At 70.7% G+C, this 15956-nt stretch carries 20 protein-coding genes; 8 read left to right on the plus strand and 12 right to left on the minus strand.

Features of this window, described 5'->3' with window-relative positions:
• Window positions 1-2: 2 nt before the first annotated feature.
• Window positions 3-1181 carry a PucR family transcriptional regulator gene (locus JKJ07_RS16255; protein WP_202992358.1) on the minus strand — a complete coding sequence of 393 codons (1179 nt, stop codon included), beginning with the start codon at window positions 1179-1181 and terminating at the stop codon, window positions 3-5.
• An 88-nt stretch (window positions 1182-1269) separates the two neighbouring features.
• Here JKJ07_RS16255 and JKJ07_RS16260 point away from each other — a divergent pair, with 88 nt between their 5' ends.
• Window positions 1270-2340, plus strand: a complete 1071-nt coding sequence (locus JKJ07_RS16260) for a ferredoxin reductase (protein WP_202992359.1) — start codon at window positions 1270-1272, stop codon at window positions 2338-2340.
• Between the two features lie 11 nt (window positions 2341-2351).
• Window positions 2352-3539, plus strand: coding sequence for a fatty acid desaturase family protein (locus tag JKJ07_RS16265; RefSeq protein ID WP_202992360.1), 1188 nt, complete (start codon window positions 2352-2354; stop codon window positions 3537-3539).
• Here the strand turns inward: JKJ07_RS16265 and JKJ07_RS16270 are convergent.
• Window positions 3536-3877: a VOC family protein gene (locus JKJ07_RS16270; protein WP_202992361.1), complete on the minus strand. Its 342-nt coding sequence runs from the start codon at window positions 3875-3877 to the stop codon at window positions 3536-3538. The two genes, JKJ07_RS16265 and JKJ07_RS16270, sit on opposite strands and share 4 nt — an antisense overlap.
• Window positions 3878-3913: 36 nt before the next feature.
• On the opposite strand from JKJ07_RS16270, the gene JKJ07_RS16275 reads away from it, so the two are divergent.
• A complete protein-coding gene (locus JKJ07_RS16275; RefSeq protein WP_202992362.1) occupies window positions 3914-4417 on the plus strand; it encodes a GNAT family N-acetyltransferase in 504 nt (167 codons plus the stop codon).
• A gap of 101 nt (window positions 4418-4518) precedes the next feature.
• Here JKJ07_RS16275 and JKJ07_RS16280 read toward each other — a convergent pair whose 3' ends face one another.
• Window positions 4519-4917 carry a hypothetical protein gene (locus JKJ07_RS16280; RefSeq protein ID WP_202992363.1) on the minus strand — a complete coding sequence of 133 codons (399 nt, stop codon included), beginning with the start codon at window positions 4915-4917 and terminating at the stop codon, window positions 4519-4521.
• A 374-nt stretch (window positions 4918-5291) separates the two neighbouring features.
• Here JKJ07_RS16280 and JKJ07_RS16285 point away from each other — a divergent pair, with 374 nt between their 5' ends.
• Both JKJ07_RS16285 and JKJ07_RS16290 read left to right on the plus strand, forming a co-directional pair.
• The gene (locus JKJ07_RS16285; protein WP_202992364.1) at window positions 5292-5978 is read left to right on the plus strand and encodes a hypothetical protein; all 687 of its coding nucleotides are present in this window, start codon (window positions 5292-5294) and stop codon (window positions 5976-5978) included.
• A complete protein-coding gene (locus tag JKJ07_RS16290) occupies window positions 5975-6313 on the plus strand; it encodes a transcriptional regulator (RefSeq protein ID WP_202992365.1) in 339 nt (112 codons plus the stop codon). The genes JKJ07_RS16285 and JKJ07_RS16290 overlap by 4 nt, the downstream gene beginning before the upstream one ends.
• On the opposite strand, the gene JKJ07_RS16295 is transcribed toward JKJ07_RS16290, so the two are convergent.
• Together JKJ07_RS16295 and JKJ07_RS49860 are read right to left on the minus strand one after the other, a co-directional pair.
• Window positions 6273-7028 (minus strand): hypothetical protein, encoded by a 756-nt coding sequence (locus tag JKJ07_RS16295; protein WP_202992366.1) that lies wholly within the window; start codon window positions 7026-7028, stop codon window positions 6273-6275. The genes JKJ07_RS16290 and JKJ07_RS16295 overlap by 41 nt on opposite strands.
• Before the next feature lie 44 nt (window positions 7029-7072).
• The gene (locus tag JKJ07_RS49860) at window positions 7073-8650 is read right to left on the minus strand and encodes a PfkB family carbohydrate kinase (protein ID WP_236029001.1); all 1578 of its coding nucleotides are present in this window, start codon (window positions 8648-8650) and stop codon (window positions 7073-7075) included.
• Between the two features lie 186 nt (window positions 8651-8836).
• On the opposite strand from JKJ07_RS49860, the gene JKJ07_RS16310 reads away from it, so the two are divergent.
• Window positions 8837-9262, plus strand: coding sequence for a protein kinase family protein (locus JKJ07_RS16310; RefSeq protein ID WP_202992367.1), 426 nt, complete (start codon window positions 8837-8839; stop codon window positions 9260-9262).
• Here the strand turns inward: JKJ07_RS16310 and JKJ07_RS16315 are convergent.
• The 3 genes from JKJ07_RS16315 to JKJ07_RS16325 all read right to left on the minus strand — a co-directional run bounded on the left by JKJ07_RS16315 (window position 9198) and on the right by JKJ07_RS16325 (window position 11809).
• Window positions 9198-9788 carry a DUF402 domain-containing protein gene (locus JKJ07_RS16315; protein WP_202992368.1) on the minus strand — a complete coding sequence of 197 codons (591 nt, stop codon included), beginning with the start codon at window positions 9786-9788 and terminating at the stop codon, window positions 9198-9200. The two genes, JKJ07_RS16310 and JKJ07_RS16315, sit on opposite strands and share 65 nt — an antisense overlap.
• Complete coding sequence (locus tag JKJ07_RS16320; RefSeq protein WP_202992369.1) at window positions 9742-11184, minus strand: serine hydrolase domain-containing protein; 1443 nt, start codon at window positions 11182-11184, stop codon at window positions 9742-9744. Before JKJ07_RS16320 ends, JKJ07_RS16315 begins: the two co-directional genes overlap by 47 nt.
• Before the next feature lie 109 nt (window positions 11185-11293).
• On the minus strand, window positions 11294-11809 hold the full coding sequence (locus JKJ07_RS16325) for an ester cyclase (RefSeq protein WP_236029002.1): 516 nt from the start codon (window positions 11807-11809) through the stop codon (window positions 11294-11296).
• Between the two features lie 63 nt (window positions 11810-11872).
• Here JKJ07_RS16325 and JKJ07_RS16330 point away from each other — a divergent pair, with 63 nt between their 5' ends.
• Window positions 11873-12508 carry a TetR/AcrR family transcriptional regulator gene (locus JKJ07_RS16330; RefSeq protein ID WP_202992370.1) on the plus strand — a complete coding sequence of 212 codons (636 nt, stop codon included), beginning with the start codon at window positions 11873-11875 and terminating at the stop codon, window positions 12506-12508.
• 9 nt (window positions 12509-12517) lie between these two features.
• Entirely contained in the window at window positions 12518-13390 is an 873-nt protein-coding gene (locus tag JKJ07_RS16335; RefSeq protein WP_202992371.1) for a hypothetical protein, read from the plus strand.
• Here JKJ07_RS16335 and JKJ07_RS16340 read toward each other — a convergent pair.
• The 4 genes from JKJ07_RS16340 to JKJ07_RS16355 are packed head-to-tail and all read right to left on the minus strand — an operon-like array spanning window position 13344 to window position 15910.
• Window positions 13344-14066 carry an SIMPL domain-containing protein gene (locus JKJ07_RS16340; RefSeq protein WP_202992372.1) on the minus strand — a complete coding sequence of 241 codons (723 nt, stop codon included), beginning with the start codon at window positions 14064-14066 and terminating at the stop codon, window positions 13344-13346. The genes JKJ07_RS16335 and JKJ07_RS16340 overlap by 47 nt on opposite strands.
• 17 nt (window positions 14067-14083) lie before the next feature.
• Window positions 14084-14809, minus strand: coding sequence for a sulfite exporter TauE/SafE family protein (locus tag JKJ07_RS16345; protein WP_202992373.1), 726 nt, complete (start codon window positions 14807-14809; stop codon window positions 14084-14086).
• A 12-nt stretch (window positions 14810-14821) separates the two neighbouring features.
• Entirely contained in the window at window positions 14822-15478 is a 657-nt protein-coding gene (locus JKJ07_RS16350; protein WP_202992374.1) for a hypothetical protein, read from the minus strand.
• A complete protein-coding gene (locus tag JKJ07_RS16355) occupies window positions 15479-15910 on the minus strand; it encodes a hypothetical protein (protein WP_202992375.1) in 432 nt (143 codons plus the stop codon).
• Between the last annotated feature and the right edge of the window lie 46 nt (window positions 15911-15956).

Consider the following 15956-nt stretch of genomic DNA (forward strand, 5'->3'; position numbering starts at 1 on the left):
TGTCACGGCATCGCGAGGGCGATCATCAGTGAGGTCGTCCAGGCCGGGTCGCGGAGTTTGTCGCCGTAGAGCTCGCGTAGCTGGGTCATGCGGTAGCGGACCGTCTGCGGGTGGATGAACAGCTCGGCGGCCACCTCCTCGCGGCGGCCCTGGTGGCGTAGCCAGCTGCGCAGGGTTTCGACCAGTTTGGCGGCCGACGCGTCCGAGGTGTCGCCGATCGGGGCCAGCACGCGGGCGCGCAGGTCGGCCAGGGCCTGCGGGTCGGCGGTGAGCACCAGCTCGGCCAGGTGCTGCTCGGTGTCGATCACGCCGCGGGCCGAGCACAGGCTCAGGATGCGCACGGTCCGGTCGTACGAGGCCTTGACCTGCAGCCACGGGCGGGCCGGGCCGACCACCACGCTCTGGCCGCGCAGCAGGCCCAGCAGGGCGTCGCGGGCGGTGCCGGCGGCGTCGGGGACGAGCAGCACCGAGCGGTCGGGCGCGCCGGGGCCGGCCTCGTTGAGCTGCAGGGTGCGCCGGTCGAGCAGGTCGAGCGCGGCGCGGGTGGCGTGTTCGGGCACCAGCACGGCGGTCAGCGTGCGCGGCGGGGACCAGTCGGCGCGCTGGGCGGCCGCGGTGACGGTGTGCTCCGCTTCGCCCGCGAGCAGGGCCTGGGCCAGGCGTTCGAGGTGGCGGGCGCGGGCCCGGCCGGTGGAGGCGAGCTCGTCGGCGTGCCCGGCCACGCTGGCCGCGGACAGCTCGTCGATGTAGGCGAAGACCAGCTCGGCGAAGTGGGCGATGGTCGCCGCGGGCTGGCCGGTGCCGACGCTGATCTCGGCCAGCTCGTGCCAGGCGCTGCGCGCGCCCACCCGGTACGCCGCGAGCAGGGCGTCCAGGCTGCGGCCGTTGCGCGCCTCGCCGCGACCCAGCGCATACGCCGCCTCCAGGGCCGGGGCCAGGGGAGACTGGGGGTCGGGGCCGTGCCCCCGCGAGACCAGGCCGAGGAACGTGCCCAGCGCGGCCCGGACCGCCCGCTCGATCTTGACGCCGAGATCGCCGGCAAAAGCCTCTCGGTAGGCCGGAACCTCAGCCATGATCGCGTCGATGGTCTGGGTAGCGACGTGCGGCAGCCGTTCACGCAGGGGCATGACAACGGCTGGCGACAGACGGAAAGTCCGTACGTCCGGAAGAGGTTCAGACATGCTTGGTTGTCCCTCGCGAACAAAAAACACGGGTTGATTCACTTCGCCTGGTCAGGAATCTACCCCGCCGACGCAGGAAGCTTGTTACGTGGCTGTAATACACAACCTCCGGAGCGGCGCTTGGCGCGTCGTCGAGCTGATCACGACTCCGGTTGTCCCCGCGGACTACCTCGACGTGATCGCCCCGCTGCGCAACGCCCGGATTCTCCGCGCCAAGATCGACGCGGTCCGGCCCGAGACCGATCGCAGCGTCACACTCGTGCTGCGGCCCGGCCGGGGCTGGACGCCGCACCGGCCCGGCCAGTACGTCCGCGTCGGCGTGGACGTCGAGGGCGTACGGCTGTGGCGCTCCTACTCGATCACCAGTCCGCCCTCGCGTCGCGACGGCCGCATCACGATCACCGTCAACGAGGTGGCCGGCGGCGCCGTCAGCACGCACCTGGTCCGCAAGGCCCGGCGCGGCGCGATCGTGCACCTCGACCCGCCCACCGGCGAGTTCCTGCTCGACGAGCCCCGCCCGGCCAAGACGCTGTTCATCACGGCGGGCAGCGGCATCACCCCGGTCATGGGCATGTTGCGCAGCGCGCTGCACGAGCTTTCCGACGTGGTCGTCGTGCACTCCGCCGGCACGTCCGAGGCGGTGGTCTTCGGCTCCGAGCTGCGGGCCCTGGCCGCCGCGGGCCGGATCCGGCTGATCGAGCGGCACACCCGCGCCGACGGGCGGCTCAAGCCGGCCGACGTCGAGGAGCTCGTGCCCGACCTGTTCGACCGGATGACCTGGGCCTGCGGCCCCAACGACATGCTCGACGACCTCGAGACGCACTGGGCCGACGGCGGCGCCGCCGACCGGCTGCGCACCGAGCGCTTCCGCCCCGCGCTGATCAGCGCAGGCGGGGGCGGCACGGTCACGTTCACCCAGTCCGGCACGGTGGTCGAGACCGACGGCTCGGAGCCGCTGCTCGACTCCGGCGAGGGCGCCGGCGTGCTGATGCCGTCGGGCTGCCGGATGGGCATCTGCTTCAGCTGCGTGCTGCCGCTGCGCGAGGGCGCCGTGCGCGACCTGCGCGACGGGCAGCTCACCGTCGCCGAACCGGGCGACAGCATCCCCGTACAGACCTGCATCTCGGCCCCGGCCGGCCCCTGCACCATCGACGCTTAGGACGCACACATATGACGACTATCCAGCGCCAGCAGTCCAGCCCGATCGCCCACCTCACGCCGGAAGACATCGAGCAGATCGGCATCGAGCTCGACGCCATCCGTGACGAGGTGATGGGCAGCCGAGGCGAGAAGGACGCCGCGTACATCCGGCGGGTTATCGCCTGGCAGCGGGGGCTGGAGCTGGGCAGTCGCGGCGTGCTGCTGTTCTCGATCTTCCCGCCGGCCTGGCTGGTCGGCACGGCCGGGCTGTCGGTGGCCAAGATCCTGGAGAACATGGAGATCGGCCACAACATCATGCACGGCCAGTGGGACTGGATGCGCGACCCGAAGATCCACTCGACGAAGTGGGAGTGGGACCACGCCTCCCCGGCCGAGCAGTGGAAGCACTCGCACAACGAGCTGCACCACACGTACACGAACGTGATCGGCCGCGACAACGACCTCGGCTACGGCATCATGCGCGTCGACGAGGACCAGAAGTGGCACCCGGCGCACCTGGGCCAGCCGTTCTACAACTTCATCAACGCGTGCTTCTTCGAGTACGGCATCGCCGCGTACGACCTCGAACTGGGCCGCAATCTGCAGACCAAGGAACGCCGGCGGGACCCGAAGTTCCGCGCCGCGCTCAAGAAGGTGCGCAACAAGATCGGCAAGCAGGTGCTCAAGGACTACGTCGTGCACCCGGCCCTGAGCGGCCCGTCGTTCCTGCACACGATCGCGGCCAACTTCACGGCCAACCTGATCCGCAACGTGTGGAGCCACTCGGTCATCATGTGCGGCCACTTCCCCAATGGCGTCGAGACGTTCGAGAAGACGTCGATCGAGGGCGAGACCCGCGGCGAGTGGTATCTGCGGCAGATGCTCGGCTCGGCCAACATCAGCGGCAGCAAGGCCATGCACCTGATGACCGGCAACCTGTCGCACCAGATCGAGCACCACCTGTTCCCGGACATGCCGAGCAACCGCTACAAGGAGATCGCCCCCAAGATCCAGGACCTGTTCCAGCGGTACGGGCTCTCCTACACCAGCGGGCCGCTGCCCAAGCAGGTCGCCTCGGCCTGGTACAAGGTGTTCCGGCTGTCGCTGCCCAACCGGGGCGAGGCCGCCGTACGCCGTCCGGTCGCCAAGAAGGCCCCGGCCGTGTCCACTCGCTGGCGCCGCGCCGAGACCCCCGTTACCACCTCTGTCGCTCCCTAGAGGGGGCCGCCGCCGAAGCCGATCTCGTTGCCGTCGGGGTCGCGGAAGATCGCCTTGCGCACGCCGTTGTCGTAGGTCTCGCGTGTGTCGGGCTCCAGACCCCTTACGGCGATCTCGGCCAGGCGCTCGTCGAAGTCGCTCAGGAAGACGGTGACCAGGCCGTGCCCGGCGTGCTCGGGGCGCACCTCGATGTACACGTAGCGATTCTCGGCGAGTTCCCACACGGCCTCGGTGTCATTGGGCAGAAACGACGGCGGGCCGCCGAGCAGCCGCTCATACCAGGCGGCCGCGGTGGCGTAGTCCCGAACGGACAGGCCCGCGAAGAGGTCGACGCTCATGCCGCCACCCTAGGCCCACGTGAGAGATTGCTGGGCATGATGCTGTCGTCGCTGCGCACTGCGCGCCTCAGGCTCGACGCCTTCACGGCCGGTGACGCCGTCGAGCTGCATGAGTTGTTCGCCGACCCGGACACGCACACGATCGGATCGGGGCCGTTCACCGCCTTCAAGCAGACCGAGCGCTGGATCGCCCACCGCTTGGCCGCGCAGCGTGAGCACGGCCTGTGCTGGTATGCACTGCGCAGCTCCGAAACGGGCCGGCTGATCGGCAATTGCGGGATGCTGGCGGGGCGTACGGGCTTCGAGGAGCCGGAGATCGGCTACCTGATTCAGGCGTCTCAGCGGGGTCGCGGCTACGCCGGTGAGGCGGCCGGGGCCGTGCTCGAGCAGTGCCGGGCCGCCCGGTTGACGCGGGTGTGGGCCAGCATTCGGCCGCACAACCACGTGTCGCGCCGAATTGCCACCGGCCTCGGCATGCATGTCGACCGCACTGAACGCGACGAACGTGGCGACCTGCTCTTCTACGTCATCAACCTGTAGTTGACTTCGACCTTCGGGGCTGGCACGACTTGCCCGGCTGCATGCGGGGATACGTCGTAGTTTCCGCGGCATGGTCCGCATCGGAGCGATCGTCTTGTGGGCTACCTCGATCGGGCAGGATCTCTCCGGGCCCTGACGTAGTCGATGTACTCCTCGCCGGCTACCGCATGGTTGACCCAGCGGTCCGGGCGGGCGTCCATCAAATGTTCGGCGAGCGATATCGCTTCTTCCTCGTCTTCTTTGAGGCCCAGTTCGCGGCCTTCGCCAACGTACGCCTCATCGACAAGGTTGAGCGATATGAGGTTGGCCAGGTCGCCTACCTGGTCGTCATCAGGGTCTTGCACGGTGTGCAGCGAGATGCGGTACTGCCTGTTCATGGGGCTGATCGCCACCCATCGTATGGCGGGCTCGCCGTCGATCTCAGCACCGCCGAGGAACTGCTCGATGCCGTTCCCGCGGCGCAGGGCGCCGATCGCGAACTGCCGGGTGAGGTAGCGCATGCGGAAAGCGTAGTGCTGCTCGGCTCGGCTGTTGATCAGCCCGCCAGCAGGACGCGTTTCCGCAGCAGGTCGAAGCCGGCTCGGCCATACCTCTGCTGCTTGATCATCTGGATCCGGTTGACGTTGCCTTCGACCGGCCCGGAGCTGAAGGACAGGCTCAGCCCATGCGTGACCAGCGGCGAGTCAGGCCGTCGACCTGCTCGACGAAGGTCTTCCTCGACGTGATCGACGTCGGAGGAACGCAGGCGTTAGTGCTCGGCGACGACCCCGCGACGACGCTCGGTAAGGAAGCCGTCCGGGTGTTGCCGGCTTGCGGGTGCTCGCGTCCGCAAGAGCTGCTGGCGCAAATCGGTTTGCTGTGGAAACCTATTGGCATGACAGCTAACTCGATTCCGGCTGCCGGGGATCCGCGCCGGTTGCTCTCCGAGATGCGTGCGCTCTCCCACCGCGTACGGCTTGATCAGCGCATGACCTGGGCCGCGTTGCTGGTGCTGGCGGCGGCCGTCTTCGTCGCTATTCCGTTCGACTGGTTCGGCATGAAGGTCACCTGCGGGCCCGACGGCAATTGCGAGTTCGCGCGCCGGGGCATGCTCTACTACTGGCCGGCGGCCATGGTGCTGGCCTACGCGGCCATCGCCGTGATCTACGTGCGAGCCGCCCGGGCGCGCGGCGTGGGCACCCGCGTCCTCCCGTACGCGATCACCGGTGCCGCCACTGCCGTCGTGTTCCCGGCCGGCTGGATCGCCGTGCAGCTGTATCTGGGCGACGGCCCGTTCCCCGACCCGCTGCCGTATTGGGCCTTCGTGCTCGACCGGCTGGTCATGCCCTGGGGCACGATCGGTATCGTGCTGCTCGTGCTGGCCTGGCTCGAACGCAACCGCGCGTTGCTGCTGTTCAGCCTGGCCTTCCTCGTGCTGGTGCTGGTGCTGCCGACGAACAACGGTCTTTCGCTGTTCGGCTGGGGTCTGCGCGCCGAGATGGCCGCGCCGCAGGTCGTCGTCGGGCTCGTGCTGCTGCTGGGTGCGCTCGGCTTCCGGGTCGCGGCCCGGCGGCGCCGGTGACGGCCGTGACCGGCGCCGAGGACGCCGCACACCCGGTCACCGGCCTCGACGAGGTGGTGCACCAACGCGTACGGCTGGGAATTCTGACGATCACGCACGAGGCGCGCCGGGTCGAGTTCGGCTATCTGAAATCCCATCTGGAGCTGACCGCGGGCAACCTCTCCAAGCATCTGAGCGTGCTCGAGGAGGCCGGCCTGATCGAGGTGGAGAAGGGCTACGAGGGCCGCCGCGGCCGCACGTGGATCACGCTGACCGGCAGCGGCGCCACCGCGCTGGCCGACGAGATCGGGCGGCTCAAGGAGCTGATCGCGCGGGTGGAGACGACTGAGCGCTGAGGAAGCGCAGGCCGCGTTTGAGGAACGTACGGGGGTTGGTGTCGAGGTGCCGGGCCCAGGCCGGGTCCGGCTCGCCGCGCAGCCACGCGTATCGGGCCAGGCCGTAGCCGTACATCGGCTCGGTCAGGTAACCGAGCCGGCTGGTCTGGTCGTAGCTGTAGTCGCCACGGACCACCTGCGAGAAGTCGAAGGCCGAGTTGGCGCTGAAGATGCCGAGGCCGTAGAAGATGGTCAGCAGGTCGGTCAACGGCTCGTGATCCTGGCGCCGGTCCGAGATCCGGCCGTCACCCAGCAGCAGCACGTGCCCCAGCTCGTGCGCGATGGTCGCCACCAGTGCCATCGGCCGGGCCGCCTGGTCGTCCCGGATCCCGATGACAATCTTGCCGTCGCGAACCCGGAAATGCCCGGCCGCGCCCGACCCGGCCTGGTGGATCGGGACGTGCGCCGACAGTTCCGGGTTGTCGTCGGCCTCGTCATGCTCGACCTCGATCCGGGCCGGGTCGATCCGCATGTGGGCGCAGAGCTTTCGCAGGACCGCTTGGACATCCTCGCGGGAGCCGCGATAGGCGCCGGGGAAGTAGTCGTCGGTCGGCAGGACAACTTCGGCCCTCAGCTGACGCGGGCCGAACTCGGCCACGAACCAGTCCATCGACCGGTCGATCCACTCCTGTTCGACCGGCCGCACCGGGCACTCCGCACGCCGTCTCCACAGCATGCCCGGAGTGTGCGCCCCGCCCGCAAGCCCTACAGCGTGGGCCCTCAGAGGCGACCCGTCAGCGTGGCGCGGTCGATCGGATCGACCCGGGTGGCCGGCACGGTGCAGGCATGCGCGCCCGCGATCGCTCCGAATCGCAGGCAGCGGTCGAGCGGCTCGCCGGTCAGCCGGCCCAGCAGGAAGCCGGCCACGAAGGCGTCCCCGGCGCCGTTGGTGTCGCGGACCTCGCCCGGTGGGGTGGCCGGGCCGTACGGGCGGATGCGGTCGTCGGCGAGCACATATCCACCCTGTGCGCCGGCCATGGCCACGACCACGCGGGGGCCGGCCAGTGAGCGCATCGCGGCCTCGGGGTCGGTGAGGTTGGCCGTGGACAGGAACACGATGTCGGCCCGTTCCGCGAACGCGCGGTGGTAGTCGTCGGCGCCGTCCCAGTCGTGCAGGTCGGTCGAGATCGTCAGCCCGGCCGCGGCCAGGGCGGGGATCGCCTCGGCGCAGGGTTCGGTGATCGAGACGTGCGCGTGCCGGGCGCGTCCCGCGAGCGTGGCCAGCAGGTCGGGCGGGAACGTGACGCCGCCCGCGCCGCGGCTCGAGTCGTACAGGGAAAGGCGGCGGCCGTGCGGGTCGACCAGGTTGACCGACCGTTTGGTGCCCTGCGGGGTGATGATCGAGTGGAACGGTATGCCCTGCCGGTCGTGCAGCTCGCGAACCAGGTTGCCCTCGGGGTCGTCGCCGATCACGTCGAGGTGCGTGGTCGGCAGGCCCAGCGCGTGCAGGCCCAGCGCCACGAAATCGCCGGTCTGCCCGGCGCGGGTGTGCACAGTGGAATGGATGCTGTCGGCCAGCGGCAGGGGCAACTGCGGCACCTGTACGACGTGGTCCACGCCCGCTCCGCCGAGCACCAGCACACCGTCCCGCTCCGGCACCGGCTCGGCGACCCTGAGCTCGGCGGACGGGCCGGCGACCCTTCGTTCGGCGGACGGTCCCGTGACTCCTTGTTCGGCGGACGTGCCCGTGACTTCTTGTTCGGCGGACGGGCCGGCGACGAGCAGGGTGGCGCGGGCCCACGGCTGCTCGCGCAGCAGGAACGGCAGCTCCTCGGCCAGCCAGTTCGCGATGTGCTCGCGCTGCTCGGGCGAGTCGCCGTCACGCGCGGTGAGCAGCCGTTCCTGCTCGTCGAGGTCGCCCTGCAGATAGACCGTGGCATCGAGCCAAGGCGCCAACTCCGTACGGATCACGCCGGTGCCCTCGACCCACACGACCGGCGCCCCGGCCGGCACCCGGATCGACCCCGGCCGGTCGTGAGCGACCCAGGCCCGCGGCCGGAAGTCCACGGCCTCGCCGCGGTGCAGGGGCGCCAAGATGTGTTCGGCCAGCGCGCCACCCCAGTCGAAGTAGGCCAGATTCCATGCCACGTCGTCGGTGTGCACGATCGCCGACCCCGGCACAGCCGTACGCAGTCTCTCCGCGAGCGTCGTCTTGCCGGCGCCCCCGCGACCGTCGATCGCGATGATCCGCGGCCGCCCCGTGACCTCGCCCGCCGCCTCGAACAGCCGCCGCACGACGTCGTCCGCCGTAGCAACCCGCCAGCCACCGGCCTCGATCTCACCCGGATGTAGCCGCATCCGTCTGAAGATAGTCTCGAGCCATGCGCTTCTAGCCGCGCCGAGCCGCCGGGCTTTTTCCCGGGCAGGGTTGCTGACGGAGATGCGCCGGGCGGTCAGCGGCGCGGGGAATTACCGCTAGCCGGTAGTCCGGTTGGGGGCTCGCCCTGACGACAGCGGCCCCGGTGGCGGAGGATCGTCTCCGGCATGACAGTTGTTTCGTACGCCCCGGCGGTCGGCCGTACGCTGGCGAACGTTCTGCGCGAGGACGGCCCGCTCCCGGTGGCCAGTGTGCGGGCGATCGCTCTGCAACTGCTGGACATCCTCGAGCAAGCCGGGCACGGCAATCTGCATCCCGGCACGGTCTATCTGCACGACGACGGCCGAGTCGCCCTGCTGCAGCCGGCCCCGGGCGCCGCCGCCTGCGATCTGGTTGCGCTCGGGGCGACGCTGTTCGCGGCCACCGGGGGCCGTCCGGGCCCGCTGCGCCCGATCATCGAAGAGCTGCTGACCTCCGACGATCGTCAGCTGGCCGCGCGTACCCGGGCCGCCCTGAGCTTCGACGCGTTCAAAGGGGAGCCGGCAGCCCCCGGTCGACCGCCCGCTCGAAGCGTTCCCACGCAGCCTGAGTGAAGGGCCGGATTCCGTCGAGGATCAAGTCGGCGACGTACCGTGCCTCGTTTCGTGTCTGTGCCGCCTCACCTGCTGTGATCCATTCCCGGTGGACGGCGTCGTCGAGTTCGTCGTCGTCGGCGATGCCGACTGTCCGGCCGTGCCGGCTGAACCTGGGGCCGGGGTCGGTGTCGTCGTCGTCCGGCCGGTGCCAGAGGTCGAGCTCGAGGTCGACGAAGCTCCACACGTCCCCGCTTCGCGTCATGGGACGGGACAAATCGACGGTGATCGCAGTGTGAGGTGTCCGCCTCCACGCAGCGACCCAACCGCCCTGATGCGGCGCGAAATAAAGGACGGCGCAGCCTGGTTCCTCGGGAACTCCGGAGAAGCACGTGGCCTCGCGGCCGTCGGCCCACCGGCCCGTATAGGTCGTGCCCTCGGGATGGAACAGCCAGGAGCCGCCCTCGTCGTCACCGAGGTGATAGGCGAGCCAGCTTCCCTCATTGCCGTTGAGCTTGCGCTTCACGAGTTTCAGGACGCGGGGCATCGTCTGAAACTAGCCCACCACCTCGTAACCTCGCCGCCACGCGGGCGACGATCGTGCCGACGTTGAGCAGGGCGGCCACGGCGACCCACACCACCAGCGCGGGCACGGTGTAGGTGAGCTGCCGGAAGGTGATGTCGCGGCCGTTGCCGACGATCGTGCCGAGCAGGTAGGGGAGCGAGACGAGCAGCACCAACGGCACCGCGCGGGGCAGCAGCCGCACAGCCGCCATCCCAAGAGGGCCCCCGCGGCGCAGCCGGCGCACCCCGAGCAGCACACTCAGCACCGTCAGCGCGGCCAGCACCAGATCCACGATCAGCCGCGTCGGGGCCGGGGGTGCGGGCGGGCGGCCGGTCTCGATCAGGCTCGCGAGCGCGTCGGCCAGGGCGTCGGTGCCGCCGGTGGCCAGGCTGAAGCCGCTGTTGCCGAGCACCGCGATGCCGTGGCCGGAGGGCAGCAGCAGCGCGCTGGCCGTGGCGGTGAACCAGATTCCGTTGTGGTGGAGCCGGCCCCCGCTGGTGTCCCAGCCCATCCCGTACGTCCAGCGCGGGTCGGACGCGGTGTGCATGGCGGTCATGCTCTGCTTCGAGACCAGGCCGCCGGTGTTCTGCACGACCAGCCAGCGGGCCATGTCGCGCGCCGTGGTGATCACGCCGTCGGAGCCATCGACGAACCGGTCGGGCTCGGCAGCGGCGATCGAAGCGCCGTACGCGTAGGTGTGGCCCCGCGGCAGGTCGTGCGGCGTCCGGGCGATCGCGATCGTGTCCGGCATGCCGGCCGGCCCGAACACGTGCCGCTGCAGGTAGCCGCCGAACGGTTCGCCCGACACGACCTCGACCACCCGCGCGGCCAGGTGATAGTTCGTGTTCGTGTACGCGTGACGGGTGCCGGGCGCGCCGGCCGGCGTCGCGTCCCGGGCCCGCTCCACGGCCGCCGCGAGCGAGTCGGGCTGCGGCAGGCTCTTCTCCCGCAGCGTGCGATCGGTGATCCCGGACGTCTGATTCAACAGCTGCCGTACGGTGATCTGGTCGCCCCGGGAATCGTCGATCCGGAAGCCCGGCAGATAGTCACGCACGGGCGCATCCAGCGTCACTTTCCCCGCGTCGACCAGCTGCATGACCGCGAGCGCGGTGAACGACTTGCTGACCGAGGCGATCGGCATCGGCGTCGCCGCGCTCACCTCCGCCCCGCCCGAGTCGTGCCCGTAGCCCGCCATGTGCAGCACCTGATCGCCCTTGGTGATCGCGACGGCGACCCCCGGATAACCCGCCCGCGCGGCGAAACCGTCGACCACCCGCTCGACGGCAGCACTGTCCAAACCCTCCTGCGCGTACGCCGGAGCGGGAACCACCAGCACGGCCAGCGCAACCAGCACCGCGGATTGCTTTCTCCTCCACATGCCCGACAACGCTAGGAATCAGCCCGCCCGAGCACACGACCCGATGGTCACCCGGCACCCCCGACTTTCGTAGGGGGTGCGAAAACCCGTCCGGCCTAAAGAGCCCGGATCACCGGGCCGCGGCGCGGATGGCCTGGCGCTTGGCGCGGGCCATCCGCCACAGGTAGGCCGGTGTGGGTGGGACCCAGCCGAGCTGGCGGGCCAGGCCGAAGTCGTCGCGGTTGGCCCAGTGTTCGAGGACCTGGCCGTCTCTCATGCGGAACCAGTGGGTCTGCGTGATCGCGAACGGGCGGCCCGTCGGCGGCATCGCGCCGGAGACCTCGCCGCGCGCGTCGTAGGAGACGAACGGGCCCACGTGCCGGCCGGACATGGTGCAGTGCACGGCGATCAGGTCGCCGTCGGCCACGGTGTCGTGGACCTCGAAGGCCAGGTCGGTGAACGCCGCGCGCAGCCAGTGGGCGGTGGCCGCGAACGCGGCGGGGCCCTGGCCCCGGCAGGCGGGCGGCTCGTCCTTGGCCTCCCGGTTGGTCGCCTGGGGGTGGACGATCGGGGTCAGGTCGTCGAGGTCGCCGGACGCCATGACCGTCATGGAGCGGATGCAGACGTCGGTTTCGAGGGTGCGCATGATGCCTCCGTACGAGTTATCGGATACAGTGGAGAAGTATTCGATACTAGTGAACGGTAATCAATGACGCGTCGCCCATACGACAACAGCCGCCGGGCCGAGCAGGCGCGCCTGACCCGTCGTCGCGTCCTCGACGCCGCCCACGGCCTGCTGGTCGAGCGGGGGCCGGCCGCGGTCACCATGCGCGACGTGGCCGCGAGCGCGGGGGTCTCGGCCGAGACGGTCTACAAGACGTTCCGCACCAAGGCGGCACTGATCAAGGACGTGTACGACGTCACGCTGGCCGGCGACGACGAGCCCATCCCGATGATCGACCGCCCCGAGATCCGGGCCGTGCACGCCGCGACCACCGCCGAGGGCACGCTCACGGCCTACGCGCACGCGGCCCGGCTGGTCAGCGGACGGACGGGCCCGCTGCTGGCCCGGCTGCTCGCCGCCGCCCGCGGGGGCGATCCCGACCTGGCCGAGTTCCGCGAGACCACCAACCGCGAGCGTATGTTCGGGGCCGGCGGGGTCGTGCGGCATCTGACCGACATCGGTGGCCTGCGCGCCGGCGTCGACCCGGGCCAGGCCACCGACATCGTCTGGACGCTGATCTCGCCCGAGGTCTACGAGCTGCTCGTCGGCGATCGCGGCTGGACCCTCGACCAGTACGAGCAGTGGCTGGCTCGGTCGTTCATCGACGCGCTGGCGGTGTAGCGTGCGGCCATGACCCTGGCCCGGCGTCTGACGCTCCTGCCGGTGCCGATCGCCGCGGCGGTGCTGTGGGCGCTCATGTTCCGGCCGCTGACCGAGCCCGCCGGCAACAACTCGTACTGGGTTCGCGAACTGCGCTGGGCCGCGCTGATCGCCCTCGTGCTGGTGCTGATCGTGCTCGCCCAGGGCGGCCGCCGGACGACGTACGGCGCTTTGGGTGTGGGCGTTGCCTGGTTGGCGGCCGACATCGCGATCGACCGGGCCGGGCTTTCCACCATCGGGCTCGCGCTCGGTGCGACCGCGGCCGGGTTGGCCTGCTGGGCGGTCGTCACGACCCTTCCCTTCGTACGGGAACCGAATGTGCCCTTGGCCGTGGCGATCGTCGCCGCCGTGGCATCGGGGCTGGCCACGGCCACCGAGTCGCCGACCGGCACCGAGCCCGCCCTCGCCCTCGGCAGCGCCGCCACCGGTTCCCTGCTGGCGTTGACCGCCGTCCTGGCCGCGGGGGCCGGAGCAAGAGCCGCCGCCCTGGCCGTCGCGGCGCCCTGGTTGCTGCGATACGCCCTGCCCGAGCCGAGCGGCGTCCGCTGGCTGGCCGTCTTCGCGTTCACCGTGCTGCTGATCGGCCTGCTCGCCGGGCGCGCCCGGGCCGCCCTCGCCGCCGTCGTGATCCCGCTGATGCTCCTGCCGCTCGTCCTGCTCAGTGCCCTGCTGCCGAGCGGCCGCCTGCTCACCGCGCTGGCCGGTCACCCGCCGATCGGGCCCGGGGACGAGGACGTGGTGCTGATCGTGCTGGCCGTGCCGATCGGCGTCGTCCTCGCCCGGACGATGGTCGCGTTCAGCCCTTCGGCGTCGCCGGCGGGTCGAGCGCCCATTCCACGGTGACCGTGACCGACAGCTGCTGACGGCCGGGCTCGATCGGGATCGACGCGTCGGCCGCGGCGAACCTGTCCTGCCCGCCCTGCGGCCACGAAACCTGGCCGCCCTCGTTCACCCGCACGACCCGGCCCAGCGGCCGGCCCGCCTCGCGCGCGTACAGCTCGGCCTTGCCGCGGGCGTCGGCGAACGCCTTCTTGCGGGCCTGGGCCAGCAGCGCCGCGTCGTCGTCGATCGAGAACGAGACCCCGCTGAGCCGGGCCGCGTCGCCACCGGCGGCCACGGCGGCGGACATGAGCGCGCCGGCCTTCGCCAGCTTCCGGATCTTCGCGGTGAGCCCCTGGCTCACCGTGTAGCCGGTGATCGGGCCGTCGTCCTTGCGCATCGACGTGACGTTGACGTTCGACGTCTGCAGGTCGGCCCTGGTCACGCCACCCTTCACGAGCGTGTCGCGCATGCGGGTGGCCGCCGCGGTGGCCTGCTTCATGGCCGCGTCGACCGTGGTCGCGCTGGTCTCCACCCCGAAGGCGGCCTCGAGCGTGTCGGGCGTGCCGGACACCGTCCCCGTGCCGCTGACCAGCACACTTTCCCGCTGCTCGTCGTTGGCCGAGGCGGGTGCCGGGCTTCCGCCGAGAAGCGCGGCCAAGAAGACGATGGCCAGTGCCCGATTAATCCCTTTTAGCATGTTTACATCTTATCGTCCTAGTTGAGGATCGCCAGGACCATCGTCGCCGCGCCGATCGCCAGCACGATGTCGATCAGGATCTCGTGCGTGTGGCCGCCGATCCGCTCGACGATGCGCCGGGCCACCACCGACCCGATCATGAGCGCGGCGCCGATCGTCAGCCCCCGCACGATCACCGCCCCGGTCAGGGCGTCGGCCACGCCGAAGGTCGCGAGCTTGCCCGCGTACAGCAGCAGCGAACTGGCCGCCTCACTGCCGAGAAAAGAGCCACCACCCAGCCCGTACGCGGTGAAGATCGGAACGCTGAGCGGGCCGGTGGAGAACAGCAGGCCCGTGAGAAAACCGACGACCGCCCCCGCCACCGCCATGTGCCACAACCGGAACCGCCACCGCGCGACGACACCACGGCGACGAGCCACGATCATCGCCACGAAGAAGACCGCGATCGCCGCGTCGGCCACGCGTTCCGGAATGGCCAGCAGGGTCCGAGCGCCCAGAACCGCGGCCGGTACGCCGGGAATCGCGTACGCCAGCGTGGGCCGCCATGCGATCCGCCGCCACCAGGCCACGGCCCGGCCGATGTTGCCCAGCACCGCCGCGATCCCCATGACAGGCACCGCGACCCGCGGCCCGTACGCCCACAGCAACGCCGGCAGGAGCACCAGGGACGACCCGGTGCCGACCACTCCGCTGAGGACACCGGCGACCGCCGCGAGCACGAGCAGCAAGCCGAGAACCAGCATCGACCGCCGAGCTTATCGATCTTCGTCGGTCTCCGGGAGCCCGCGGCGACGGCGCTGCTCGGGCACGCCCGCCAGCAGGCAAGCGCGCGTCCCGGCGGGGTCGGCCAGCAGCCGGTCGCGCAGTTCGGCGGCCTGGGCGGCCAGCGCCGGCAGCCACGGCGACGGGTACGGATCGTCGAGGTCGAGCGACGCGATGTGCTGGATGGTGGCCAGATCCGCGGAGGCGTCGGCGTCGCGGCGCAGCAGAACGGCCGTCGCCGCCTGGAAGAACAGGTGCCACACGTCCTGGCCCGCACTGACCCGGCGGCAGCGCCGCAGATAGCCCTCCAGCGTGCCGTTCTCCTCGAGCCAGGGGAGCACGACCTCGCGCAGGGCGGGCACCAGACGGGCCATGTAGTGCTCGCCGTCCTCGACCGTACGGAAGCTCGTGAAGTATTCGGGGAGCCGGAGTTCGTGACCGAGCTTCCACCCGGTGTCGAGCACGTCGAGCGGCAGATAGAGCGGATGCAGGATCACCAGCGGCTGGCTGGGCTGCGGCGTGATGCCCCGCGCGATCAGCCCGACCGGTCGCATGATCAGCCCGCCGTCGTTGACGAGCCACTCGCCCGGCAGGTGCGGCAGGGCGTACCGGCTGACGGCCTCGGCCCAAGGCCTGGGTCGCCGCGGCACCTATCCGATCCCGCCCGCGACGGCGCGTCCCTGCTCCGCCGCCGTACGGAAGAAGGTGGCCAGGGCCTGCAGGTCGCCGCTCATATGCGGGTCCGGGTCGAACCACCCGTCCTGTTCGATCCCGGCCGTGATCTCGCGAACCTCGGCCGGCCCGATCAGCCAGGCGGTCTCGTACCCGAGATCGACGTCCAGCTTCGTCCCGGCCCCGTCGACCGCCTTGCGCATCCACGCGCTCTCGTCGGCCTCGGTGTCGAGGTATTCGGAGACGTGCAGGTAGTTGAGCTCGAGGAGGTCCGCCTCGTCGTCGAGCGCCGACAGCGGCGGCGGCAGATCGTCCGGGTCGTCGAAGAGCTCGTTCAGCACCTCGGGGTTCGCCGAGACCGCCTCCGCCTGCTCGGGAGTCAGTTTGACCAGCAGGAGCTCCATGCTCATGGTTGACGCCTTCACGACTGGGCGGCCCGGAACTCACCCACGCTAA

This window comes from Paractinoplanes lichenicola, assembly GCF_016785085.1.
GTDB classification, from domain to species: Bacteria; Actinomycetota; Actinomycetes; order Mycobacteriales; family Micromonosporaceae; genus Actinoplanes; species Actinoplanes lichenicola.

Coding starts and splice junctions, on each gene's coding strand:
- JKJ07_RS16355 (WP_202992375.1), bottom strand. CDS start 15,910: ATGAGCATGGAGCTCCTGCTGGTCAAACTGACTCCCGAGCAGGCGGAG.
- JKJ07_RS16330 (WP_202992370.1), top strand. CDS start 11,873: ATGACGCGTCGCCCATACGACAACAGCCGCCGGGCCGAGCAGGCGCGC.
- JKJ07_RS16270 (WP_202992361.1), bottom strand. CDS start 3,877: ATGAGCGTCGACCTCTTCGCGGGCCTGTCCGTTCGGGACTACGCCACC.
- JKJ07_RS16275 (WP_202992362.1), top strand. CDS start 3,914: ATGATGCTGTCGTCGCTGCGCACTGCGCGCCTCAGGCTCGACGCCTTC.
- JKJ07_RS16325 (WP_236029002.1), bottom strand. CDS start 11,809: ATGCGCACCCTCGAAACCGACGTCTGCATCCGCTCCATGACGGTCATG.
- JKJ07_RS16280 (WP_202992363.1), bottom strand. CDS start 4,917: ATGCGCTACCTCACCCGGCAGTTCGCGATCGGCGCCCTGCGCCGCGGG.
- JKJ07_RS16265 (WP_202992360.1), top strand. CDS start 2,352: ATGACGACTATCCAGCGCCAGCAGTCCAGCCCGATCGCCCACCTCACG.
- JKJ07_RS16320 (WP_202992369.1), bottom strand. CDS start 11,184: ATGTGGAGGAGAAAGCAATCCGCGGTGCTGGTTGCGCTGGCCGTGCTG.
- JKJ07_RS16315 (WP_202992368.1), bottom strand. CDS start 9,788: ATGCCCCGCGTCCTGAAACTCGTGAAGCGCAAGCTCAACGGCAATGAG.
- JKJ07_RS16345 (WP_202992373.1), bottom strand. CDS start 14,809: ATGCTGGTTCTCGGCTTGCTGCTCGTGCTCGCGGCGGTCGCCGGTGTC.
- JKJ07_RS16285 (WP_202992364.1), top strand. CDS start 5,292: ATGACAGCTAACTCGATTCCGGCTGCCGGGGATCCGCGCCGGTTGCTC.
- JKJ07_RS16295 (WP_202992366.1), bottom strand. CDS start 7,028: ATGCTGTGGAGACGGCGTGCGGAGTGCCCGGTGCGGCCGGTCGAACAG.
- JKJ07_RS16340 (WP_202992372.1), bottom strand. CDS start 14,066: ATGCTAAAAGGGATTAATCGGGCACTGGCCATCGTCTTCTTGGCCGCG.
- JKJ07_RS16255 (WP_202992358.1), bottom strand. CDS start 1,181: ATGTCTGAACCTCTTCCGGACGTACGGACTTTCCGTCTGTCGCCAGCC.
- JKJ07_RS16335 (WP_202992371.1), top strand. CDS start 12,518: ATGACCCTGGCCCGGCGTCTGACGCTCCTGCCGGTGCCGATCGCCGCG.
- JKJ07_RS16310 (WP_202992367.1), top strand. CDS start 8,837: ATGACAGTTGTTTCGTACGCCCCGGCGGTCGGCCGTACGCTGGCGAAC.
- JKJ07_RS49860 (WP_236029001.1), bottom strand. CDS start 8,650: ATGCGGCTACATCCGGGTGAGATCGAGGCCGGTGGCTGGCGGGTTGCT.